A 16,525-nucleotide genomic window follows, 5' to 3' on the forward strand; every position below is an offset into this window, starting at 1 on the left:
AAAAATATCCGGGAACCACTCTGCGTCCATCGTTTATTCAGCGTTCATTCCCTCGGGCGCGACGGTTTACGCGCCGATAGCGAACGGGCTCCACGGAGACGCATCATGCTATTTAATTCCTACTCTTTACCGGCGCTGACGCTGAAAAATCGTATTGTTATGCCCCCGAGCGCTCTTCGGCGGGGTCAGGCAGGCTATCCTGACGACCCCGCCGTCGCGGCGAAGTCAAGCGGCACTCGCCCGCCGCCCTTTTGCTGCGGGACTTTCACGCGTTAGCGACGGCGCCGCACCGCCTGCTCCAGCGCCGTAATATCCTCCCCGGACAGCAGCGGCTGCAGCGCCAGCAGCTCGTCCTCCGGCAAAGCGTAGAGGTTCAGCGCAAGCAGGCGCTGAATATCCGACTCGGCAAAGCGGTATTTGATAAATTTGGCCGGGTTACCGCCCACCACCGCATACGGCGGCACGTCTTTAGTCACCACCGCGCCTGCGGCAACCACCGCCCCTTCGCCTATCGTCACGCCGGGCATAATCATCGCCCGCATGCCAAGCCAGCAGCCATCGTTGAGCACCGTATCGCCGCGGTGCTGATACGATGCGGCAATGGACTCCATAAACGGATAGAGGCTGATCCAGTCGATCCGATGGGTGCTGTTGCCGCCCATCAGGATCGCCGTTTCCGCGCCGATGCAGACGAAATTGCCGATGATGAGCTTATCCAGCTGTCCTAAGGGCTGCCACTGCTGGCTAACCGCATCCCCGTGCAGATAGCGCACCACGGAGCGCTCAAAGCCGTTGTCCCAGCAGTCGCTGTAGTAGCTGTGGGTGCCTTTAATAATGATGTTCGGATTGGTCACCGTCTGGTGCAGACGTTCGGTTCTCGACCAGTGTTTGTCGGTCATGGGGGCATTCCTTCCGCGTTAATATGTCCTGTTAGTCAGGACATATCATAAGCCGGAAACGCTCAACCGGCGCTCAATAGCGCGAAGCGACGCCGTCAGGGCAGGTTTTAAAGCGGCGATGGAGCCACATATATTGCTCCGGCGCCATCAGGATGCACTTCTCAACGATCTTGTTCATCCACGTCGCCGTGGTTTGCGGATTCTCCAGCGGCGGCCTCGACTCTGGGATCATAGAGATGAGCTCATATCCGCCGCCGTTTGGCTTACGCCGTGGGACGAAGGGGACGATCGTCGCCTTCGACATTTTGGCCAGCACCCAGGTGCCGGTCGTCGTGGCCGCCTGCTCCACGCCAAAAAATGGCGCAAACACGCTGCTGCCTGGCCCGTAGTCATGATCGGGCGCGTACCACAGAATTTCGCCCTCCTTCAGCACCCGCACCATTCCCTTCAGGTTTTTGCGATCGAGCATCGTCTTATTGGAACGCAGCCGCCCGCAGGTTTGCAGCCAGTCAAGCACCGGGTTGTCATTGGGGCGGTACACGCCGATCCCCGGCGTATGCATGCCGAACATCCGCGCCCCGAGCTCAAGGGTCAGAAAATGGACGCCGATCAGCAGCACTCCCTGCTTTTGCGCCTGTAAATCGATGACCGCCTCAAGCCCGCTGGTCTCGGTCCAGCGGGCAATCCGCCGCTCCGGCCAGAACCACGCCATGCCGGTTTCCATTACCCCCATGCCCAGCGATTCAAAATTCTGCACCACCATCTTGTGGCGCTGCGCGGCGCTCATTTCCGGGAAGCAGAGTTCGACGTTACGCCGGGCAATGCGTGCACGACGCGTCATAAAGCGCATCGCCAGGCGGCCAATCGAGGTCCCCAGGCGGTAAATAAGCGGATACGGCAGCTGCACAACCAGCCACAGCAGGCCAGCCCCCAGCCATATCAAGCCGTAACGAGGATGCAGCAGGGATGCGGAAAACTTCGGTAGCTGGGTCATATTATTCCTGTTAATTCAGTCAAATATATAGACGCTTCGATGTATAAGGCCAGAGGACGGGCATACTGTTTAGCAATAAACAGGTCGTGAATTCATCGTGCGGAAGTTTATTTCCGCCCAGGCCGCGCGCTATTTTCTGCCGGGGATTATAGGTCTTTCACCGCCATAAAATGACTTAATCCCGGTAACAAATTTATTATTAACTAAATAACCGCGAGGTTTATAGCAATAGCGCGATGGGCTTACGAGGATATCTACCGGTAATAGCATCATAAAGTAATACATCTCGTTGTCGTTTTAGTTTAACCAGCGATTTATTATCCAAAATTAAACAGCACGCTTGCAATTTCAGCGAACAGAAGTGGTACCAGGCAGGCTATTTTACTCTGCTGACAGGCTCTACCATGGTTAAAATGCTTATACTCCGCGCGGTGCTGCTTCTGACCTCGTGCATGGGGAGCGCGCCGGGAACGGCGCCGGAGGCTTTGATCCGCTCTGCTGAAGCAAACCGGCTTCCTCGGTGCCATGACCTTGATAAGCTTATTATCTGCGACTGGGACCGCGACCGCTAAATAGGGTCAAAAATGCCGTATCAGGCCGACTGGCCGCCGCCCTATCCGCCTTCCCCACACGCAGCGGCCTCCCCAGGGTCGGCCAGGCACCCGCTTCCCTCGTATTTACTGTGACCGAGCCAACGTCCTGAGAAATGACCGTCGGCTGCGGGGTGTACAAATATCCTGAACCGTTCATACTTACCGGTATAGATGAGTCATTGATTTTCAATATTAAATTAGCATCAGCACTGTCGTGTAGCAGAATAAATAAAAAGGAAGACCGGCCAATGAAATACAAATTAGTCAAACAGGTTAAGGATAATGATGCCCTGAGGAACAGCTTCATTGACCTGGCTATTAAGACCTTTGACCTCTCATTCAAGGACTGGTACAAAAAAGGCTACTGGACCGAGTCATACATTCCCTACGCTTTCGTTGATAATAATAAGGTAATTGCTAACGCCTCCGCCAACGTCATCGACCTCAAGTGGCAAGGGAAGCTCGTGCACTATATTCAGATAGGCACCGTGATGACCGATACCGACCATCGCGATAAAGGCCTTGCGACACAGTTGATTAATCATATTCTCGATGACTGGAAGGATAAGGCCGACGCGATTTTTCTGTTTGCTAACTCTACCACCGTCGATTTCTATCCGAGATTTGGCTTCGAGCAGTACGATGAGTATCAGTATACCCTGCCGGTGACCCCAGCCCAGGGCGACTTCCGTCGTCTTGATATGGATAAAGAGAGCGATGTGGCAATCCTCAGGCACTATTATCAGAAATCCAATCCCTTCTCTCAGCTCTCGGCGCACAATAACTTCGGCCTGCTGATGTTCTACTGCTCGGCGTTTATGAAGCACTTCGTCTACTATTCGGAAAAAAATAGTGCCGTAGCCATCGCGATGCAAAACGATCGTGCGCTGATCTGCTTTGATATTTTCTGCGACGCCAGCGGTTCGATGTCGGCTATCGTCAATGAGCTCGCCGACCAACGCACCCAGCTGGCGATTTTAGGTTTCACTCCGCTCGAAGGTCGCATCGGCGAGTATGAAAAAATAGAGGGCGACGACTTCTTATTTATCTCTACGGCCAAAGAGAACATTTTTAAAGGCAACAGGCTGATGTTCCCGACGCTATCCCATGCCTGAGCCGCGGCGGCCTGCAGCCTTTTCTCAGCGCAAAATCCCCTCATGAGAAATCATGAGGGGCAAAACTGAGACAGCGCTGAGAAAGAACGGAGAAAAGGCTGAGTCAAAACCGGGACGAGGCGGGAGCAATGAAGGGACAAAGCAGGGACCACGCAGGGATAAAACGGCGGATGAGCGCCTCCGCTGCCGCTTATGATTTATCACCATCATTAATCACCTTGCTTTATTTTAATTTACCGCGGCAGAGCGCTTTAAATAAGCGCGCAATAAGGCATAAATAGGATTGACTTCATCCTCAGCCTAATAGAGGATCCCTTAATCTTAATCTGCCCTGGCGGCAACGGCGAAAGTAAAGGGTCTATTCCTCTGCCCCTCACGCCTAAACAGAGCGCGCCAGCCCCTAAGATAGCGCGCGATCGTAACCCGCATTAAAAACAATTAAAAATGTCAATGATGTAAATCAGCATCTAAAGAAAAATAAGAAATAAAAAGATCTGAGCTTCAGTAATTAAAATAACAACTTTCCTTACTAAAGATTACTTAAGATAAATTAACTACCCAAAACAATATAACCCGCCTTATGATTTTCCCCCATGAGTTCAGACGCTCCCTGTGAACAATTAAAATTGCGGGCATTCTCTATGCATGAACAAATAAGCGCACCCGGTCAACAGAGTAAGATAATTAAACCCGATACGGAACACTACGCTTACTTAGATCTTGAGCTATTGTTGAAAAACTATAGCGGCGGCAGCCTTACGGATATCCCGCCGGCAGCGGCGATCTCTGCATATTCCTATATGGCGAACCAGTACCTCAGCGACGGCCTTGAGACGCTAAAAGCCTCGATACGGCCCAGCGGTGCCGGGGATCTCTTTGTTCTTGAAGAAAGCTACTTCCCTAATATCTGTGCGCTTCTCACGGTTATTCAGGTGCTGATTATTCGCGGTAACGCGTCAATATTAATTATCAGTGACCGCAAAATAAAAGACGGCATGACCGATTTCTTTATCTCTAAACAGGCCGGATTACGCGAATGGCGCAGAAAGCTCAAGGGCAACAACGCCACCAGCATCGGTAAGCTGCTGAGATATTATAGCGAACTGCGCAGCGGCGGCCTCTTAACAAAAAGAGAGTATGACGTTCCTTCGCGCCGCATATACTTCACCGTCCCGCGGCGGCGTCGAACGGCTGCTCTCCATGAGCAATAAGCAGGTATCCCATTACTATCTGAGAATAAAAGACAAGCTTGGCATAAATAATAAGCTCGCCATGCTCAACTATATAGGTTGGCTATTCCCTTAGTTCGCGCGGGGCCTGAACAATTAAACCTACATTTAATAACCTGGAGGGCTGGTGAAGAAAATAAATCTCGACCTGGATGTGCTTGATGCGGCGCTGCTTCGCCTCGACTGGGTATTTGAATCATTTGAGCAGGTTTGTTTATCTTTCTCTGGGGGCAAGGACTCAACCATCCTGTTTCACCTGGCGGCAACCGTTGCGCGTAAGAAGCGCAAAAAGTTCGTGGTCCTGTTTATTGACTGGGAGGCGCAGTATTTATTAACCATTGAGCATGTCGAAAAAATGCGGGCTCTCTATCAGGACGTCATCAGCCACTTTTACTGGATTGCCCTGCCGCTGACCACGGTCAGCGGCGTATCACAGCACCAGCCGGAGTGGATCTGCTGGGAGCCCGGCGTCGAATGGGTGCGCCAGCCGCCAGCGGGGGCAGTCACCCACGGCGCCGACCTCCCCTTCTATCACTATCCGATGACCTTTGAATCCTTTGTGCCGGCGTTCATTCAGTGGCTGGCCGCCGGACGCAGCCTGGCCTCGCTGATCGGCATTCGCACCGACGAGTCGCTACACCGCTATATGGCGCTGACATCGCAGACAAAATCGCGTTTTGCTGATGACAAACCCTGGACGACGGCGCTGCCGGGAGGCAAAAGCTATACCTGCTATCCTCTGTACGACTGGCGTACTCAGGATATCTGGATCTTCAACGCCAAATCAAAGCTCCCCTATAACCCGCTGTATGACCTGATGTACCGTGCCGGCGTCACGCTGAAAAACATGCGCGTGTGCGAACCCTTTGGCCCGGAGCAGCGCCGCGGGTTATGGCTTTACCACACGCTCGAACCGGACACCTGGGAGAAGATGTGTCGCCGGGTGTCCGGCGCGCACGGCGCCGCGAAGTACGCTAACGAAAGCGGTGATTATTTCGCCCTCAGAACGCAGATGCGCAAGCCGGAGCAGCATACCTGGCGCAGCTACGCGCTGTTCCTGCTCGACAGCATGCCGGAGACAACCGCCGAGCATTACCGCAACAAGATAGCCATCTACCTGCACTGGTATCAGACGCGCGGCTTTCCGCAGGATATTCCTGATGCCCAGGAGAAGGACCTTGGCTTTCGCGATATTCCCTCCTGGCGCCGGATCTGCAAAACGATCCTCAAGAATGATTACTGGTGCCGGACGCTGTCATTCAGTCCGACCCAGTCCGAGCATTACAAAAGATACTGCAACAATATCAGTAATAAACGAAAGACATGGGGGACTCTGTAATGTCGAAGGATATCAGCAAGGTCGTGGCCGAATACCTTGAATCTTTCTCAGATATGAAAAGTAAGATTGATGCCATAAACCAGCTCAAGACGCTTATCCACCGGCACAGCCCCTTCCGCGACGAGCCCGTGGATTGCGTATTATGGGTTGACGCCGAATCGGTCACGGCGAACGACTATAACCCCAATAGCATGAGCGCAACGGAGAAAAAGCTGCTGGAACGCTCGATTGAAATGGATGGCTTCACCCAGCCGGTGGTGGTCGCTCGCCAGCAGGAGCAGTATCTGGTTGTCGATGGCTTTCATCGGCATCTGATAAGCGCGGCCAACCCGCAGATTCACCAGCGCCTGCATGGCTATCTGCCGGTTACGCTGATCAACGTATCGCGTCAGGGGAAGAAGGAGCGCATCGCCGCGACCATTCGCCACAACCGCGCCCGAGGCAAGCACCAGATCGCCGCCATGTCGGATATCGTTCGCGATCTTTACCGCCTGGGCTGGGACGATCGGCGCATCGGCCAGGAGCTGGGAATGGACAGCGATGAGGTTTTACGCCTGAAGCAGATTAGCGGGCTGGCAGAGATTTTTATCAACGATAGCTTCAGCCAGGCCTGGACGGTTGAATAGCCCACGGCCGGGATCGCCTGAGCGCAAGGCTAGCGCCCGCGGCGACATCCGGCCCACGCGCCCCTGCCCGGTCACCCACGCCTTACCGCAGCCGGCGGCCCCGCGCAGCTAACGCGGCTGCCGCCAGGCCGCCACAACGAGCACGCCGTCACGCGGGCGCCCATTCCTCCAGCTTCTCCAGCAGCGCGGCCAGAGAATAGCGCACCGCTTTTTCCACCACTTCCTGACAGGGGCCAGAAAACAGCAGCCGTTCGGTGTATATCTGCCCGCGAAAATTCCATGCAAACCAAACCGTTCCCGCCGGGGTACCGTCCTCGCCGCCGTCAGGCCCGGCATAGCCGCTGATCGCAATACTGATATCAGCCCCGGCACGCTCCAGCGCGCCGACTGACATCTCGCTTACCGCTTGCCCGCTGACGGCGGTGAAGTGCTCCAGCGTGCTGGCACGCACGCCGAGTAGCCTGCGCTTCGCCGAGTCGCTGAAGACAATCGTGCCAATATCATAAAATGCGGCCGTATTTTCCTGCGCGCAGAGCGCTACCGCGAGGTTACCGCCGGTACAGGACTCGGCGGTGGTCAGGATCAATCCTCGCCGGGTCAGCGCCCCGGCCACCCGCTCCGTCAGCTGTGGGGTTGTTTTGCCCGAATCCGTCATGATGATGCGCTCCTTACTCTTCTGCCGGGATAACCGATATATGGCCGTTGCGCTCCAGAATGGCATATTTTATTTTGCGAAACTCCGTAATGCCCTGATTTTGACGCGCGGCGACCAGGATGTCGTCGCAGGAGACATCGACCTTTTTCAGGTTATCGGTTAACGGTACCCCGTCGGCCACCAGCACCACGGGGGAGCCATCGAGCGCGGACTCCGCGCCGGAAATATACTTTTTCATTAGCCCAAACAGGATATCGACCACCACCAGCGTAATAATCGTCAGCATCGCCCCGGTAACCGAAAAATCGTTGCCGAGCAGGGCCTGCTGCGTCGCCTCGCTGATAATCAGCAGCAGGATCAGGTCGAAGCTGGTCATTTGCAGCAGCGCGCGGCGGCCGGCAATTTTAAATACCACCAGCAGGATTAAATAAATGGCTAACGCCCGGAAGACCATCTCCATAGCAACCCCCTAAGGATAAATAAACTGCCAAAAGCGGATTTCAGGCTCGGCGTTCACCTGGATAGAATTCTCCGACCTCCCCGGCTTCGCCGGCGTGACGTATAGCCAGATGGCGAAGTCGCCTTTATTTTTCACGTTGTTGTAGATCAGATACAGCGTCTTTCCCTGGCTGTACATCCCGTCCGGCTGCGGCCAGATGCTGCCAGGCTCATAGTTTTCATTGAAATCGCCGCCGAGGCTGAAGACATATTTATCGCCCCGCTGCGGGTGCGCCGTGATTTTGAGGCGAAACTCTTTTTGCAGCCGGCCAAAATACTCGTAGTCGATCTTTAGCGTCCCCGGCGGATTGGTTTTTTCAGCCTCGCTGAAATAGCCGACAGAAAATCCTCCGGCCAGCGCGATGCAGATAATAGCCAGCAGAATAACCAGGCCCACGTTCCTCGAAGCGGCCTCAAAATTCAGCAGGCGCTGACTCTCTTTTATCCCCGGCAACTTCACCTTATTATCTGCCATTCATCACCCCACCGCTTCGCCTGCAAGCTATAAACCGTATATTTTACAATTAGATATTGCTTTAAGGCGCATATTCTTTGCCTGATTAAGCAATAGCAAGCACGCTTAATATGTCAAGCCGATCGCCGCAGGAAGGCAGCGCGAGGTTATTGGCGGTAGCGCTATTGTGTCCGTTTTTAATCGCGACGCACTGGCTGCATTCGCGCTGGGGTGTGCCAGGGCGCCGCTTCGTTCAGAGCGTTTAAAATAGCCGCGCTATTTAATACATCATATTTAAGGTATAAAACGCATCCCGCCGCCGCCCTGATAAACAGCGAGCGGCGGCGCAAATGAGTTTTAACTATAATCACCCTGCTCCCACATTTTCAGCGAGGCCTGCCGTGTTAGCCAATCTTCTTATCGCCCTGGTGGCCGCCATCCACCTCTACATACTGATCCTCGAGATGTTTCTATGGGATACCAAAACGGGCCGTCAGGCATTTAATCTGAGCGCTGATTTCGCTCGCGACACCCGGGTAATGGCCGCGAACCAGGGGTTGTACAACGGCTTTTTAGCCGCGGGCTTGCTGTGGGGACTTTGGGCGGGAGAGAGCGGGTTTCAGCTTAAAGTCTTTTTCCTGTCCTGCGTTGTACTCGCCGGAGTATACGGCTCGATCACGGCAAGCAGGAAAATACTCTACGTTCAGGCTTTGCCCGCCATCGCGGCGCTGGCGGCCCTGTTTATCGGCTGACGGCGGGCTACGGTAAATAAGACACCGTTAACCTGCCCCGGCCGTTGCGTAACGAGGCTATCAGCGGCCGCCGCTGCAGGTGCGCACAGGAGATGAGCCTCAAGCCCTGCAGATCCCCGCCAATATCCTGGGTCAAAATCACGCGCTTTGCATTAATCGGTCAATAAGGCAGCGGCATTGAACCCAGGGTTATGAGCCTGTATCGTTTAGTCTGCCTGGAAAATAAACCGGCTAAGGTTGTGGATAGCGGGAGTCATTCCGTTGCTATGGAAGAAATAAAGGGAGTTCGCCCGTGAGTGACGTCGCTTCAGCAGCAAATAACATCTCCGCCTTTATTAGCTCGGAATCATTAAAGCTTTTTTTAGGGGTGCTGGTCCCAGGCATCATGAAGTATGCCCTCCTTGGGCTGCGAAAATTCTTTGATATTCAGCCGGCAGAGAAAATAGCGGTGACGGAAAAGAGGTCAAAGGTCCTTGCCGCTATATCGGGCATGATGAATGAGAGGCTAACCGATGCCGGTAAAAACACCATCAAAGCGCTATATGAAACTATCGGCATGTTCTATCCCCTCTCAATCAATGAGCGGCTGCTGACCTTTTTGCGTGAGAATAGCCTCTCTTATGATGACCGCGACTTCCGGTCATTTATCAAAGCGCCGCTTGCTCAGGGTGTTGAAAGCGGCTCGGTGAGCCTTTACAACGTCAGGTACAGAAGAGAACGAAAACAGCGCGCCCTATTTTCCGGCATCTCTTTTTTAATTTTATTTGCCGCATTCATGCTCTTTGCCGGTATAGCGAAAAACAGCACCGGCCCGGAAAAAACCTTCTTCATCGTCATGGCGATGGCCTTTTACCTGCTTAATTTCGCCTTTGTTTTTTTCATCATGAATGAATTTGAGCGCTCGCGGAGAGCCCGGCAGTTTTATAAAAAGTTTGCCCCCTGGCTCAGGCAAAAAATTGATCAGCAGGACGCGGCGGCCCCCTCGCCGGAGGCCGGGCAGCGGGAATTACCCTCAGCCTTCTCATCCACTGGCCTGACGTACCGCATTTCTGGCGGAGCTGCCGGGGCGGTGGCCCGGCAAAACCGTCCGCCGATGGTCGAATATGAGGGTCGATAAGATGAACGAGCGACCGATTGTGCCAGACGAGAATAGCTGGGACTCCTGGAGCCCTGCCGAGCTCTCCCGTCGGCTGAGCCGCGTATCGAGGCCGTGGTGCGTCGTGGGCGGCTGGGCGCTCGATCTGTGGCACGGGAAGAAGACGCGCGAGCATGAGGATATCGAGTTCACGATCCTGCGCGAGGATCTGCCCCTTTTTCGTAGTGCGCTGCGCGATATGGCGTTTTACACCGTCAGCGACGGCGTGCTCGAGCGGCTGGCGGCCGACCGGCAACCGGAGGCCGCGATTTCCCAGATCTGGTGCTTCGATCGCCCCGCTGGCCGCTGGCGGGCGGATATGATGATTGAGCCGGGAACGGATGAGCGCTGGGCCTATAAGCGGGATCCGCAGCTCACGCGACCGCGCAGCGAAATGGTCGCGCGGACCGCGAGCGGCATTCCTTACCTAAGCCCCTCAGCCGTGCTGCTGTTCAAGGCAAAGCACCGTCGGCCGAAGGACGAGGAGGATTTCGCCAGGGCCATGCCGGGATTACTCCCGGCCGAGCGTTTATGGCTGCGGGAGTGTCTCGAGCGCCTGCACCCGCACCATCCGTGGGCAGGCATGCTGTAACGGCCGGGATAACGCCCGGCCGGTCATCCCACCGACGCGGGAAAGCCGCGATCTCTGGCCGACCACGCCACCAGCAGCGTGGCCAGCAGCAACACCAGCAGCGCAGGAGAGAATGCCCCGACGCCAAAACGGTCCAGCAGCACGCCGCCAACGATACCTCCGCTGGCAATAGCCGCATTCCAGGCGGTCACCAGCATCGACTGCGCGATATCGGCCGCATCGCCGGCGCTCCTCGCCAGCGCGGTCTGAAACAAGGTCGCCGCCCCGCCGAAAGCCAGCCCCCACGCCCCTACCGCCGCGTAGACCGCGACAGGATCGCCACCGGCCATACCCAGCGTCAACGCCGCCGCGCCGAACAGGATTGTGCTTGCCAGGGTCAGCCTGCGCAGGTAGCGGTCGATCAGCACGCCGACGATCCAGATACCCGCTACCGACGTCCCGCCAAAAACCAGCAGCACCACATCCGTGCGGTCCACCATTCCCGCCGTCAGCAGATACGGAGCGATATAGGTGTAGAGGATGTTATGCGCCAGCACGAAGGCCAGCACCACGAACAGCACCGGGCGGATCCCCGGCAGGATGAACACCTGCCGCAGCGACAACCGCTTGTCCGTCGGCTGCCCGGCGAAGTCCGGCACTTTCAGCCTCACCCAGCCCATCAGCAGTAGCGCCAGCAGGCTGATGATGCCAAAACACATCCGCCATCCCAGCAGATTGCCGAGCAACGTACCGGCAGGCACGCCCAGAGAAAGCGCCAGCGGCGTGCCCACCATGGCGATAGCGATGGCGCGGCCCTTCTGATGCTCCGGCACCATCCGCGCCGCGTAGCCAGCCAGCAGAGCCCACAGCAGGCCCGCCGAAACGCCCGCCACGAAGCGCGCCGCTAGCGTCAGCGCATAGCTGGCGGAGAGCGTCGTGACCGTGTTGGCGATGGCGAATCCGCCAATGGCGGCCAGCAGCAGCGGCCGGCGACGGACTCCTTGAGTGGCGGCGGTCAGCGGAATGGCGGCCACCAGAGAACCGATGGCATAGACAGTAACCGTCTGGCCGACCCACGCCTCGGAGACGGCCAGGCCTTGCGCCATCTGGGGCAGCAGGCCGGCCGGCAGCGCTTCGGTCAGAATGGTGATGAAAGCCGCCATCGCGAGCGCCAGCAGCGACGCGACGGGCATGCGATGCGCGGTTGCCGAATTCATCGTTCAGCCTCCAGGGCGCCGTAGACCGCATCGCGCAGATCGCCGACGAAACGGCCCGACATCCCTTCGTATAAGGTGTTCGTGAAAGCGACGACGCTCAGCCCGCGCGCCCGATCCACGAACCACGAGTGGCCGTAGGCGCCTCCCCAGCGCCAGGTGCCTTCTGATTCAGGCGAAGCGGCCAGCGTCCGATCGCGCAGAACCGAAAAACCGAGCCCGAAGCCGCAGCCCGGCGCATTGGGCAGCTCCAGATTCTCCGCCCGATCCCGCGCCATTTCCGCAATCAACTCATCCGGCAGGATCGCGCCGCCGCCCTGACGCAGGGCCTCCAGCAGGCGCAGGAAGTCTTCGGCGGTTCCCGCCATGCCCGCACCGCCCGAGGGAAACGCCTGCGGGTCGAAGATGCGCGCAGGGCTGTAGGGAATGCCAACCGCCCCCTCGAAGGGCGAAACGATTTCACCTTCCGCCAGCGGATGCGGCTGAGGCGTATCGTTCACGTAGACGGTCGCCACGCGCTGCGCATCCCGCGCGATAAAGCCGGTATCGGCCATGCCCAACGGGCCGGTCACCAGCTGGCGCACGGCTGCGTCAAGCGGTTCGCCCTGCACCCGCTCGATCAAGGCGCCCAGCACGTCGGTCGCCAGCGAGTAGCCCCAGCCCGTGCCAGGCTCGTACAGCAGCGGCACGCTGGCGATGCGGCGCAGGTTCTCCGCCAGGCTGATACCGGACGCATCCATGCCGTCCGATACGCCGGCCCGCGCATAGGGGCCGTTGGCATCGGCCTCGAAGAATCGGTAGCCCAGCCCGGCCGTATGGCTGAGGAGTTGCCGTACGGCGATCCGCGCAGGCTGGCCGTCGGGCAGCAGCGGCCTGAACTCAGGCAACCAGCGCTCGAGGCTGTCGTCCAGGCTGAGCCTTCCCTGCGCCACCAGCACCAGCGCCGCCGTTGAGACGATAGGCTTGCTTACCGATGCCAGACGGAAGACCGCATCCGCGGCCATCGTCCGACCGCTTTCACGATCGGCCCAGCCGGCGGCCTGGCGGTGAATAAGCGCGCCGTCGCGGGCCACCAGGACCACGGCGCCGACCAGACGCCGTTCGTCCAGCGCCCGTTGAACGGCGGCCTGAACTCGGGCGGAGAGTTGCGCAGGCGCAACGCCTGTGTGTAGCGAAAATGCGGGAACCGACATGGGAAATTCCTTTCATCAGTGAACGTTCCCGCCATGATAGAAACGCGGCTATTAAAGAAAAAGTAGGGTACAGTTCCTGTCTTAGCGGAACTATATGTCCGCAATGGAGGAGTGAAGTGGACAACCTTAACGGTTTCGTGGTGTTCGTACGGGTCGCCGAAACGCGCAGCTTCGTCGCGGCCAGCCGGCTGCTTGGCGTTTCGGCATCGGCCATCGGCAAGAGCGTGGCGAGGCTGGAAGAGAAGCTCGGCGTGCGCCTGTTTCACCGCAGCACCCGCAGCGTGACGCTGACGGCCGAGGGCACGCTGTTCCTGGAGCGCAGCCGGCGCATTCTTGCCGAGATCGAGGCGGCGGAGCTGGAGCTGTCGCAGGCAACGGCAGCGCCGCGCGGCCGGTTGCGGGTCAGCCTGCCCCTGGTCAGCTCGCTGGTGCTGCCGGTGCTCGGCGAGTTCATGCGCGAATATCCGGCTATCGAGCTGGATCTGGACTTCACGGACCGGCTGGTCGACGTGATTGAAGAAGGCTTCGACGTGGTAGTCAGAACGGGACACCCGACGGACTCGCGCCTGTCGGCGCGCAGGCTGGGCACCTTCCGCTCGATGCTGGTCGCCTCGCCCGATTACCTGGCGCAGCGTGGTCTCCCTACGGCGCCGGCCGATCTGCTGGAGCATACCTGCCTGCACTACCGCTTTCCCAACAGCGGCAAACTGGAGCCGTGGGCGCTACGGCTGGCGCCCGGAGACCCCGAGCTGCAGCTCCCTACCTCAATGATCTGCAACAACATTGAGACGCGAGTGTGCTTTGCTCTGCAAGGTCTGGGGATCGCCTATCTGCCGGAATTCGCGATTGCGGAACCGCTGGCGGATGGCCGGCTGCTCGCCGTTCTGGCCGATCGGGTGGAACGCGCCGGCGTCTTCCACGTGCTCTGGCCCGCCAGCAGGCACCCCTCGCCGAAGGTTCGGGCGCTGGTCGATTTCCTCTGCGCTCGGGTGTTTCCGACCGCCAACGGTGGAAAGATAATCAGCAGCAGAAGCTGAGATTAAGCGTTTGATCCGAGCCTCAGGGATGAATAGCCGCGGCTCGAGAATCATTTAAATGACCGGCAATCCTGTCGGTTAATGGCCGTGCCTGCTGCCTGGCTGGTAACGTCCCGCCCGGCGGCCAGCGTCAGGTTGTCGTCCGCTGAAATCGTGGTTCTGTCGGCACTGCTCTGATGGCTTCGCTGCCGCCCGTGCGGCTGGTCTGCCCGGCGCCCGCCGCGTTCAGGTTCAGGTCGTTGCCCCCTGCATCACCGTGTTACCGCCCTTACAGAAAGCACTAAAAATGCAACAGACCGCTGTTAATGTATTTTCAAAAAGGTCACCAAACCTTTGGTGACCCTGACCGTCATACGCAGTTGATTTTACAACTGTGTTTTATTGTAATTTGGCGAACGAGGACCATACAGCAGACCACCGTTTGAGCCTGCGCTGAACATACGTGCGCCAGTAACCTCTGCAATATCATGAGCTTTATCAGTCGATGTATGTGCGATTTGTGTGATGGCTGCCGTCAGCAAAATGCCAATCAATCCCCCACCACTATTTTTCTGACCTTCATTGCTCGATGCCGTTGCCCCGCCAGTCCATAACTCTTTACCAGTGCGTGAATCCACCAGACGTGCAGTTGCAGTCACTCGCGTATCGCTATTCACAACCTGATAAGAGGTACCGTAATCGGTAATTGAGATATACATCACCGCATCGGCACCAAAGGTATCGTGCAACTTTTTAAGCGGGACAGAGCTGATATCATCCGGGTTAGTCACGCCGTTTTGTTTAAATGTTTCGCTCACAACCGCAACAGGGAAGACATAGTACCCGGACTCAGCCAGTGGCATAGTAACAACGCTAAGCAAGCTATTGCTGGCATTGACATCCGGTGACTGATTTTTAGGTGGCAATACCAGAATACTGCGCGGCTTGCTCTCCCTGAATGCAGAATAGTCAGTCGATTTTTTATTCCCGGTGCTACAACCCGTTGCTAACAGTGCCAGAGCAAGAGTAAAGAATGCGAATAATCCTTTCATGTTATTGTCCTTTTATTTTTTGGCTGTCAGGAAATTAATATAAGAAGTCGATTCCGGATATTGATTTTTTTCCGCATTAAATTCCGCCATTGCCAGGTCCGTATTACCGGTTTTACCGTAAAGCATTCCCAGTTGAGCATGTACGCCTGGGGGAACCGGTTTATTATTTGCCTTCGACTGTTCAACCAGTTTCTGTAGCGTAGCGATTTGCTCCTGCGGACTGTTTTCATTGGTGTAGAAATGATAAACAGAATCCTGATGGCCATCCCAGTTATAAATTTTTTGTGGAGCTTTTGCAGCACAGCCAGCCAGTATTAACACCAGGGCGCAAAGCATTACTTTATTAAATTTTTTCATTTTTAATTCCTTTTAATTAGTGCTTCCTGGATTCCAGGTGCCATTTCCAATAGCAGCAACCAGATGATTTACAGACTCCCGGATTGCCAGATCCAATACTTTGCCGTTTAACGTGGAGTCGTAACTGGCGGTACCACCAAAACCAAGAATTTCACGATTGGACAGCTCGTATTCCCCGGCGCCTTGAGTGGTGAACACCACTTCGGACGTTTTGACATTGACGACGTTAAGGGCAACCTTGGCATATGCAACCTGCGATTTACCTCGACCTAAAATACCAAACAGAGCTCTGTCGCCAGTTTCTTTACGACCAAACTCGGTTACGTCTCCCGTAATAACATAGGTCGCACCTTTCAGCGCCTGGCCTTTGCCACTGATGTTCGCTTCAGTTTTGATCTCATCCATATTGGAACGATCCAGGACATTAAAGCGACCTGTTTGTTGTAGATGAGTAACCAAAATTGTTTTCGACTGATTACCCAGTCGATCCACGCCATCTGAAAATATGCCATTCATATAGCTTGAGCGGTTATCAAATTTCCCAACTGCTATAAGGCTACGCTGCCCCTGCCAGACTGTTTGCGCTGTTTCAACTTTAGCGACTTCAACAGAGCGGGAAGATTCCGTAGCACAGCCCACCAGAAGTAACGCGCTTAAGCTGAGAGAACCGACTATCATCTTTTTAATCATGTATATTATTCCTTTTATACATTAATGAGACAAATCTTTATCCACTAACATTAGTGATATTACATTGTGGATTTTTCCAAATTTGTTTTAGTTCGATGAGTTGTAATAGCTGAAACCTCCTCATGGTTTATTTATAGGGTGTA

18 protein-coding genes are annotated in these 16,525 nt (G+C 56.0%); 8 read left to right on the forward strand and 10 right to left on the reverse strand.

Translation table 11 applies throughout. The features are described 5' to 3' along the window. Positions 1-272 precede the first annotated feature (272 nt). Together RTE01_RS07280 and RTE01_RS07285 are read right to left on the reverse strand one after the other, a co-directional pair. Positions 273-899: a CatB-related O-acetyltransferase gene (locus RTE01_RS07280; protein ID WP_134525365.1), complete on the reverse strand. Its 627-nt coding sequence runs from the start codon at positions 897-899 to the stop codon at positions 273-275. 73 nt (positions 900-972) lie between these two features. Continuing rightward, positions 973-1,893, reverse strand: coding sequence for a Kdo(2)-lipid IV(A) acyltransferase (locus RTE01_RS07285; protein ID WP_134525364.1), 921 nt, complete (start codon positions 1,891-1,893; stop codon positions 973-975). 841 nt (positions 1,894-2,734) lie between these two features. On the opposite strand from RTE01_RS07285, the gene RTE01_RS07290 reads away from it, so the two are divergent. The 4 genes from RTE01_RS07290 to RTE01_RS07305 all read left to right on the forward strand — a co-directional run bounded on the left by RTE01_RS07290 (position 2,735) and on the right by RTE01_RS07305 (position 6,795). Then, positions 2,735-3,601 (forward strand): GNAT family N-acetyltransferase, encoded by an 867-nt coding sequence (locus tag RTE01_RS07290; protein ID WP_134525363.1) that lies wholly within the window; start codon positions 2,735-2,737, stop codon positions 3,599-3,601. A gap of 641 nt (positions 3,602-4,242) precedes the next feature. After that, positions 4,243-4,812, forward strand: a complete 570-nt coding sequence (locus RTE01_RS07295; RefSeq protein WP_134525362.1) for a hypothetical protein — start codon at positions 4,243-4,245, stop codon at positions 4,810-4,812. A gap of 142 nt (positions 4,813-4,954) precedes the next feature. Further along, positions 4,955-6,169 (forward strand): phosphoadenosine phosphosulfate reductase, encoded by a 1,215-nt coding sequence (locus RTE01_RS07300; protein ID WP_218645778.1) that lies wholly within the window; start codon positions 4,955-4,957, stop codon positions 6,167-6,169. Next, positions 6,169-6,795 (forward strand): IbrB-like domain-containing protein, encoded by a 627-nt coding sequence (locus RTE01_RS07305; RefSeq protein ID WP_134525361.1) that lies wholly within the window; start codon positions 6,169-6,171, stop codon positions 6,793-6,795. Before RTE01_RS07300 ends, RTE01_RS07305 begins: the two co-directional genes overlap by 1 nt. Before the next feature lie 148 nt (positions 6,796-6,943). On the opposite strand, the gene RTE01_RS07310 is transcribed toward RTE01_RS07305, so the two are convergent. The 3 genes from RTE01_RS07310 to RTE01_RS07320 are packed head-to-tail and all read right to left on the reverse strand — an operon-like array spanning position 6,944 to position 8,423. Then, positions 6,944-7,450 carry a 2-oxo-tetronate isomerase gene (locus RTE01_RS07310; protein WP_255313510.1) on the reverse strand — a complete coding sequence of 169 codons (507 nt, stop codon included), beginning with the start codon at positions 7,448-7,450 and terminating at the stop codon, positions 6,944-6,946. 13 nt (positions 7,451-7,463) lie between these two features. Further along, positions 7,464-7,910 carry a DUF421 domain-containing protein gene (locus tag RTE01_RS07315; protein ID WP_041144412.1) on the reverse strand — a complete coding sequence of 149 codons (447 nt, stop codon included), beginning with the start codon at positions 7,908-7,910 and terminating at the stop codon, positions 7,464-7,466. Between the two features lie 9 nt (positions 7,911-7,919). Then, positions 7,920-8,423: a hypothetical protein gene (locus RTE01_RS07320; RefSeq protein ID WP_041144411.1), complete on the reverse strand. Its 504-nt coding sequence runs from the start codon at positions 8,421-8,423 to the stop codon at positions 7,920-7,922. Between the two features lie 380 nt (positions 8,424-8,803). On the opposite strand from RTE01_RS07320, the gene RTE01_RS07325 reads away from it, so the two are divergent. The 3 genes from RTE01_RS07325 to RTE01_RS07335 all read left to right on the forward strand — a co-directional run bounded on the left by RTE01_RS07325 (position 8,804) and on the right by RTE01_RS07335 (position 10,881). Continuing rightward, a complete protein-coding gene (locus tag RTE01_RS07325; protein ID WP_115194009.1) occupies positions 8,804-9,154 on the forward strand; it encodes a DUF1304 domain-containing protein in 351 nt (116 codons plus the stop codon). A gap of 292 nt (positions 9,155-9,446) precedes the next feature. Next, a complete protein-coding gene (locus RTE01_RS07330) occupies positions 9,447-10,271 on the forward strand; it encodes a hypothetical protein (protein ID WP_134525359.1) in 825 nt (274 codons plus the stop codon). 1 nt (position 10,272) lies between these two features. Continuing rightward, on the forward strand, positions 10,273-10,881 hold the full coding sequence (locus RTE01_RS07335) for a nucleotidyltransferase domain-containing protein (protein WP_134525358.1): 609 nt from the start codon (positions 10,273-10,275) through the stop codon (positions 10,879-10,881). A gap of 23 nt (positions 10,882-10,904) precedes the next feature. On the opposite strand, the gene RTE01_RS07340 is transcribed toward RTE01_RS07335, so the two are convergent. Together RTE01_RS07340 and RTE01_RS07345 are read right to left on the reverse strand one after the other, a co-directional pair. After that, positions 10,905-12,077, reverse strand: coding sequence for an MFS transporter (locus RTE01_RS07340; protein ID WP_041144408.1), 1,173 nt, complete (start codon positions 12,075-12,077; stop codon positions 10,905-10,907). Continuing rightward, positions 12,074-13,267: a serine hydrolase domain-containing protein gene (locus RTE01_RS07345; protein ID WP_134525357.1), complete on the reverse strand. Its 1,194-nt coding sequence runs from the start codon at positions 13,265-13,267 to the stop codon at positions 12,074-12,076. Before RTE01_RS07345 ends, RTE01_RS07340 begins: the two co-directional genes overlap by 4 nt. A 116-nt stretch (positions 13,268-13,383) precedes the next feature. On the opposite strand from RTE01_RS07345, the gene RTE01_RS07350 reads away from it, so the two are divergent. Next, positions 13,384-14,304 carry a LysR family transcriptional regulator gene (locus RTE01_RS07350; protein WP_134525356.1) on the forward strand — a complete coding sequence of 307 codons (921 nt, stop codon included), beginning with the start codon at positions 13,384-13,386 and terminating at the stop codon, positions 14,302-14,304. Between the two features lie 365 nt (positions 14,305-14,669). On the opposite strand, the gene RTE01_RS07355 is transcribed toward RTE01_RS07350, so the two are convergent. Genes RTE01_RS07355 through RTE01_RS07365 form a run of 3 tightly spaced genes read right to left on the reverse strand, consistent with a single transcriptional unit; the run spans position 14,670 to position 16,382 of the window. Continuing rightward, positions 14,670-15,335, reverse strand: a complete 666-nt coding sequence (locus RTE01_RS07355; RefSeq protein WP_041144405.1) for a DUF799 domain-containing protein — start codon at positions 15,333-15,335, stop codon at positions 14,670-14,672. A 12-nt stretch (positions 15,336-15,347) separates the two neighbouring features. After that, on the reverse strand, positions 15,348-15,692 hold the full coding sequence (locus tag RTE01_RS07360) for a DUF4810 domain-containing protein (protein WP_134525355.1): 345 nt from the start codon (positions 15,690-15,692) through the stop codon (positions 15,348-15,350). Positions 15,693-15,704: 12 nt separating this feature from the next. Next, positions 15,705-16,382, reverse strand: a complete 678-nt coding sequence (locus RTE01_RS07365; RefSeq protein WP_141334886.1) for a CsgG/HfaB family protein — start codon at positions 16,380-16,382, stop codon at positions 15,705-15,707. Positions 16,383-16,525 lie beyond the last annotated feature (143 nt).

This window comes from Klebsiella terrigena, from assembly GCF_006539725.1.
GTDB classification, from domain to species: Bacteria; Pseudomonadota; Gammaproteobacteria; order Enterobacterales; family Enterobacteriaceae; genus Klebsiella; species Klebsiella terrigena.

Excerpts from the sequence above, each read along its gene's own strand:
- RTE01_RS07280 (WP_134525365.1), bottom strand. The coding sequence starts at position 899 with ATGACCGACAAACACTGGTCGAGAACCGAACGTCTGCACCAGACGGTG.
- RTE01_RS07285 (WP_134525364.1), bottom strand. The coding sequence starts at position 1,893 with ATGACCCAGCTACCGAAGTTTTCCGCATCCCTGCTGCATCCTCGTTAC.
- RTE01_RS07290 (WP_134525363.1), top strand. The coding sequence starts at position 2,735 with ATGAAATACAAATTAGTCAAACAGGTTAAGGATAATGATGCCCTGAGG.
- RTE01_RS07295 (WP_134525362.1), top strand. The coding sequence starts at position 4,243 with ATGCATGAACAAATAAGCGCACCCGGTCAACAGAGTAAGATAATTAAA.
- RTE01_RS07305 (WP_134525361.1), top strand. The coding sequence starts at position 6,169 with ATGTCGAAGGATATCAGCAAGGTCGTGGCCGAATACCTTGAATCTTTC.
- RTE01_RS07310 (WP_255313510.1), bottom strand. The coding sequence starts at position 7,450 with ATGACGGATTCGGGCAAAACAACCCCACAGCTGACGGAGCGGGTGGCC.
- RTE01_RS07315 (WP_041144412.1), bottom strand. The coding sequence starts at position 7,910 with ATGGAGATGGTCTTCCGGGCGTTAGCCATTTATTTAATCCTGCTGGTG.
- RTE01_RS07320 (WP_041144411.1), bottom strand. The coding sequence starts at position 8,423 with ATGGCAGATAATAAGGTGAAGTTGCCGGGGATAAAAGAGAGTCAGCGC.
- RTE01_RS07335 (WP_134525358.1), top strand. The coding sequence starts at position 10,273 with ATGAACGAGCGACCGATTGTGCCAGACGAGAATAGCTGGGACTCCTGG.
- RTE01_RS07340 (WP_041144408.1), bottom strand. The coding sequence starts at position 12,077 with ATGAATTCGGCAACCGCGCATCGCATGCCCGTCGCGTCGCTGCTGGCG.
- RTE01_RS07345 (WP_134525357.1), bottom strand. The coding sequence starts at position 13,267 with ATGTCGGTTCCCGCATTTTCGCTACACACAGGCGTTGCGCCTGCGCAA.
- RTE01_RS07355 (WP_041144405.1), bottom strand. The coding sequence starts at position 15,335 with ATGAAAGGATTATTCGCATTCTTTACTCTTGCTCTGGCACTGTTAGCA.
- RTE01_RS07360 (WP_134525355.1), bottom strand. The coding sequence starts at position 15,692 with ATGAAAAAATTTAATAAAGTAATGCTTTGCGCCCTGGTGTTAATACTG.
- RTE01_RS07365 (WP_141334886.1), bottom strand. The coding sequence starts at position 16,382 with ATGATTAAAAAGATGATAGTCGGTTCTCTCAGCTTAAGCGCGTTACTT.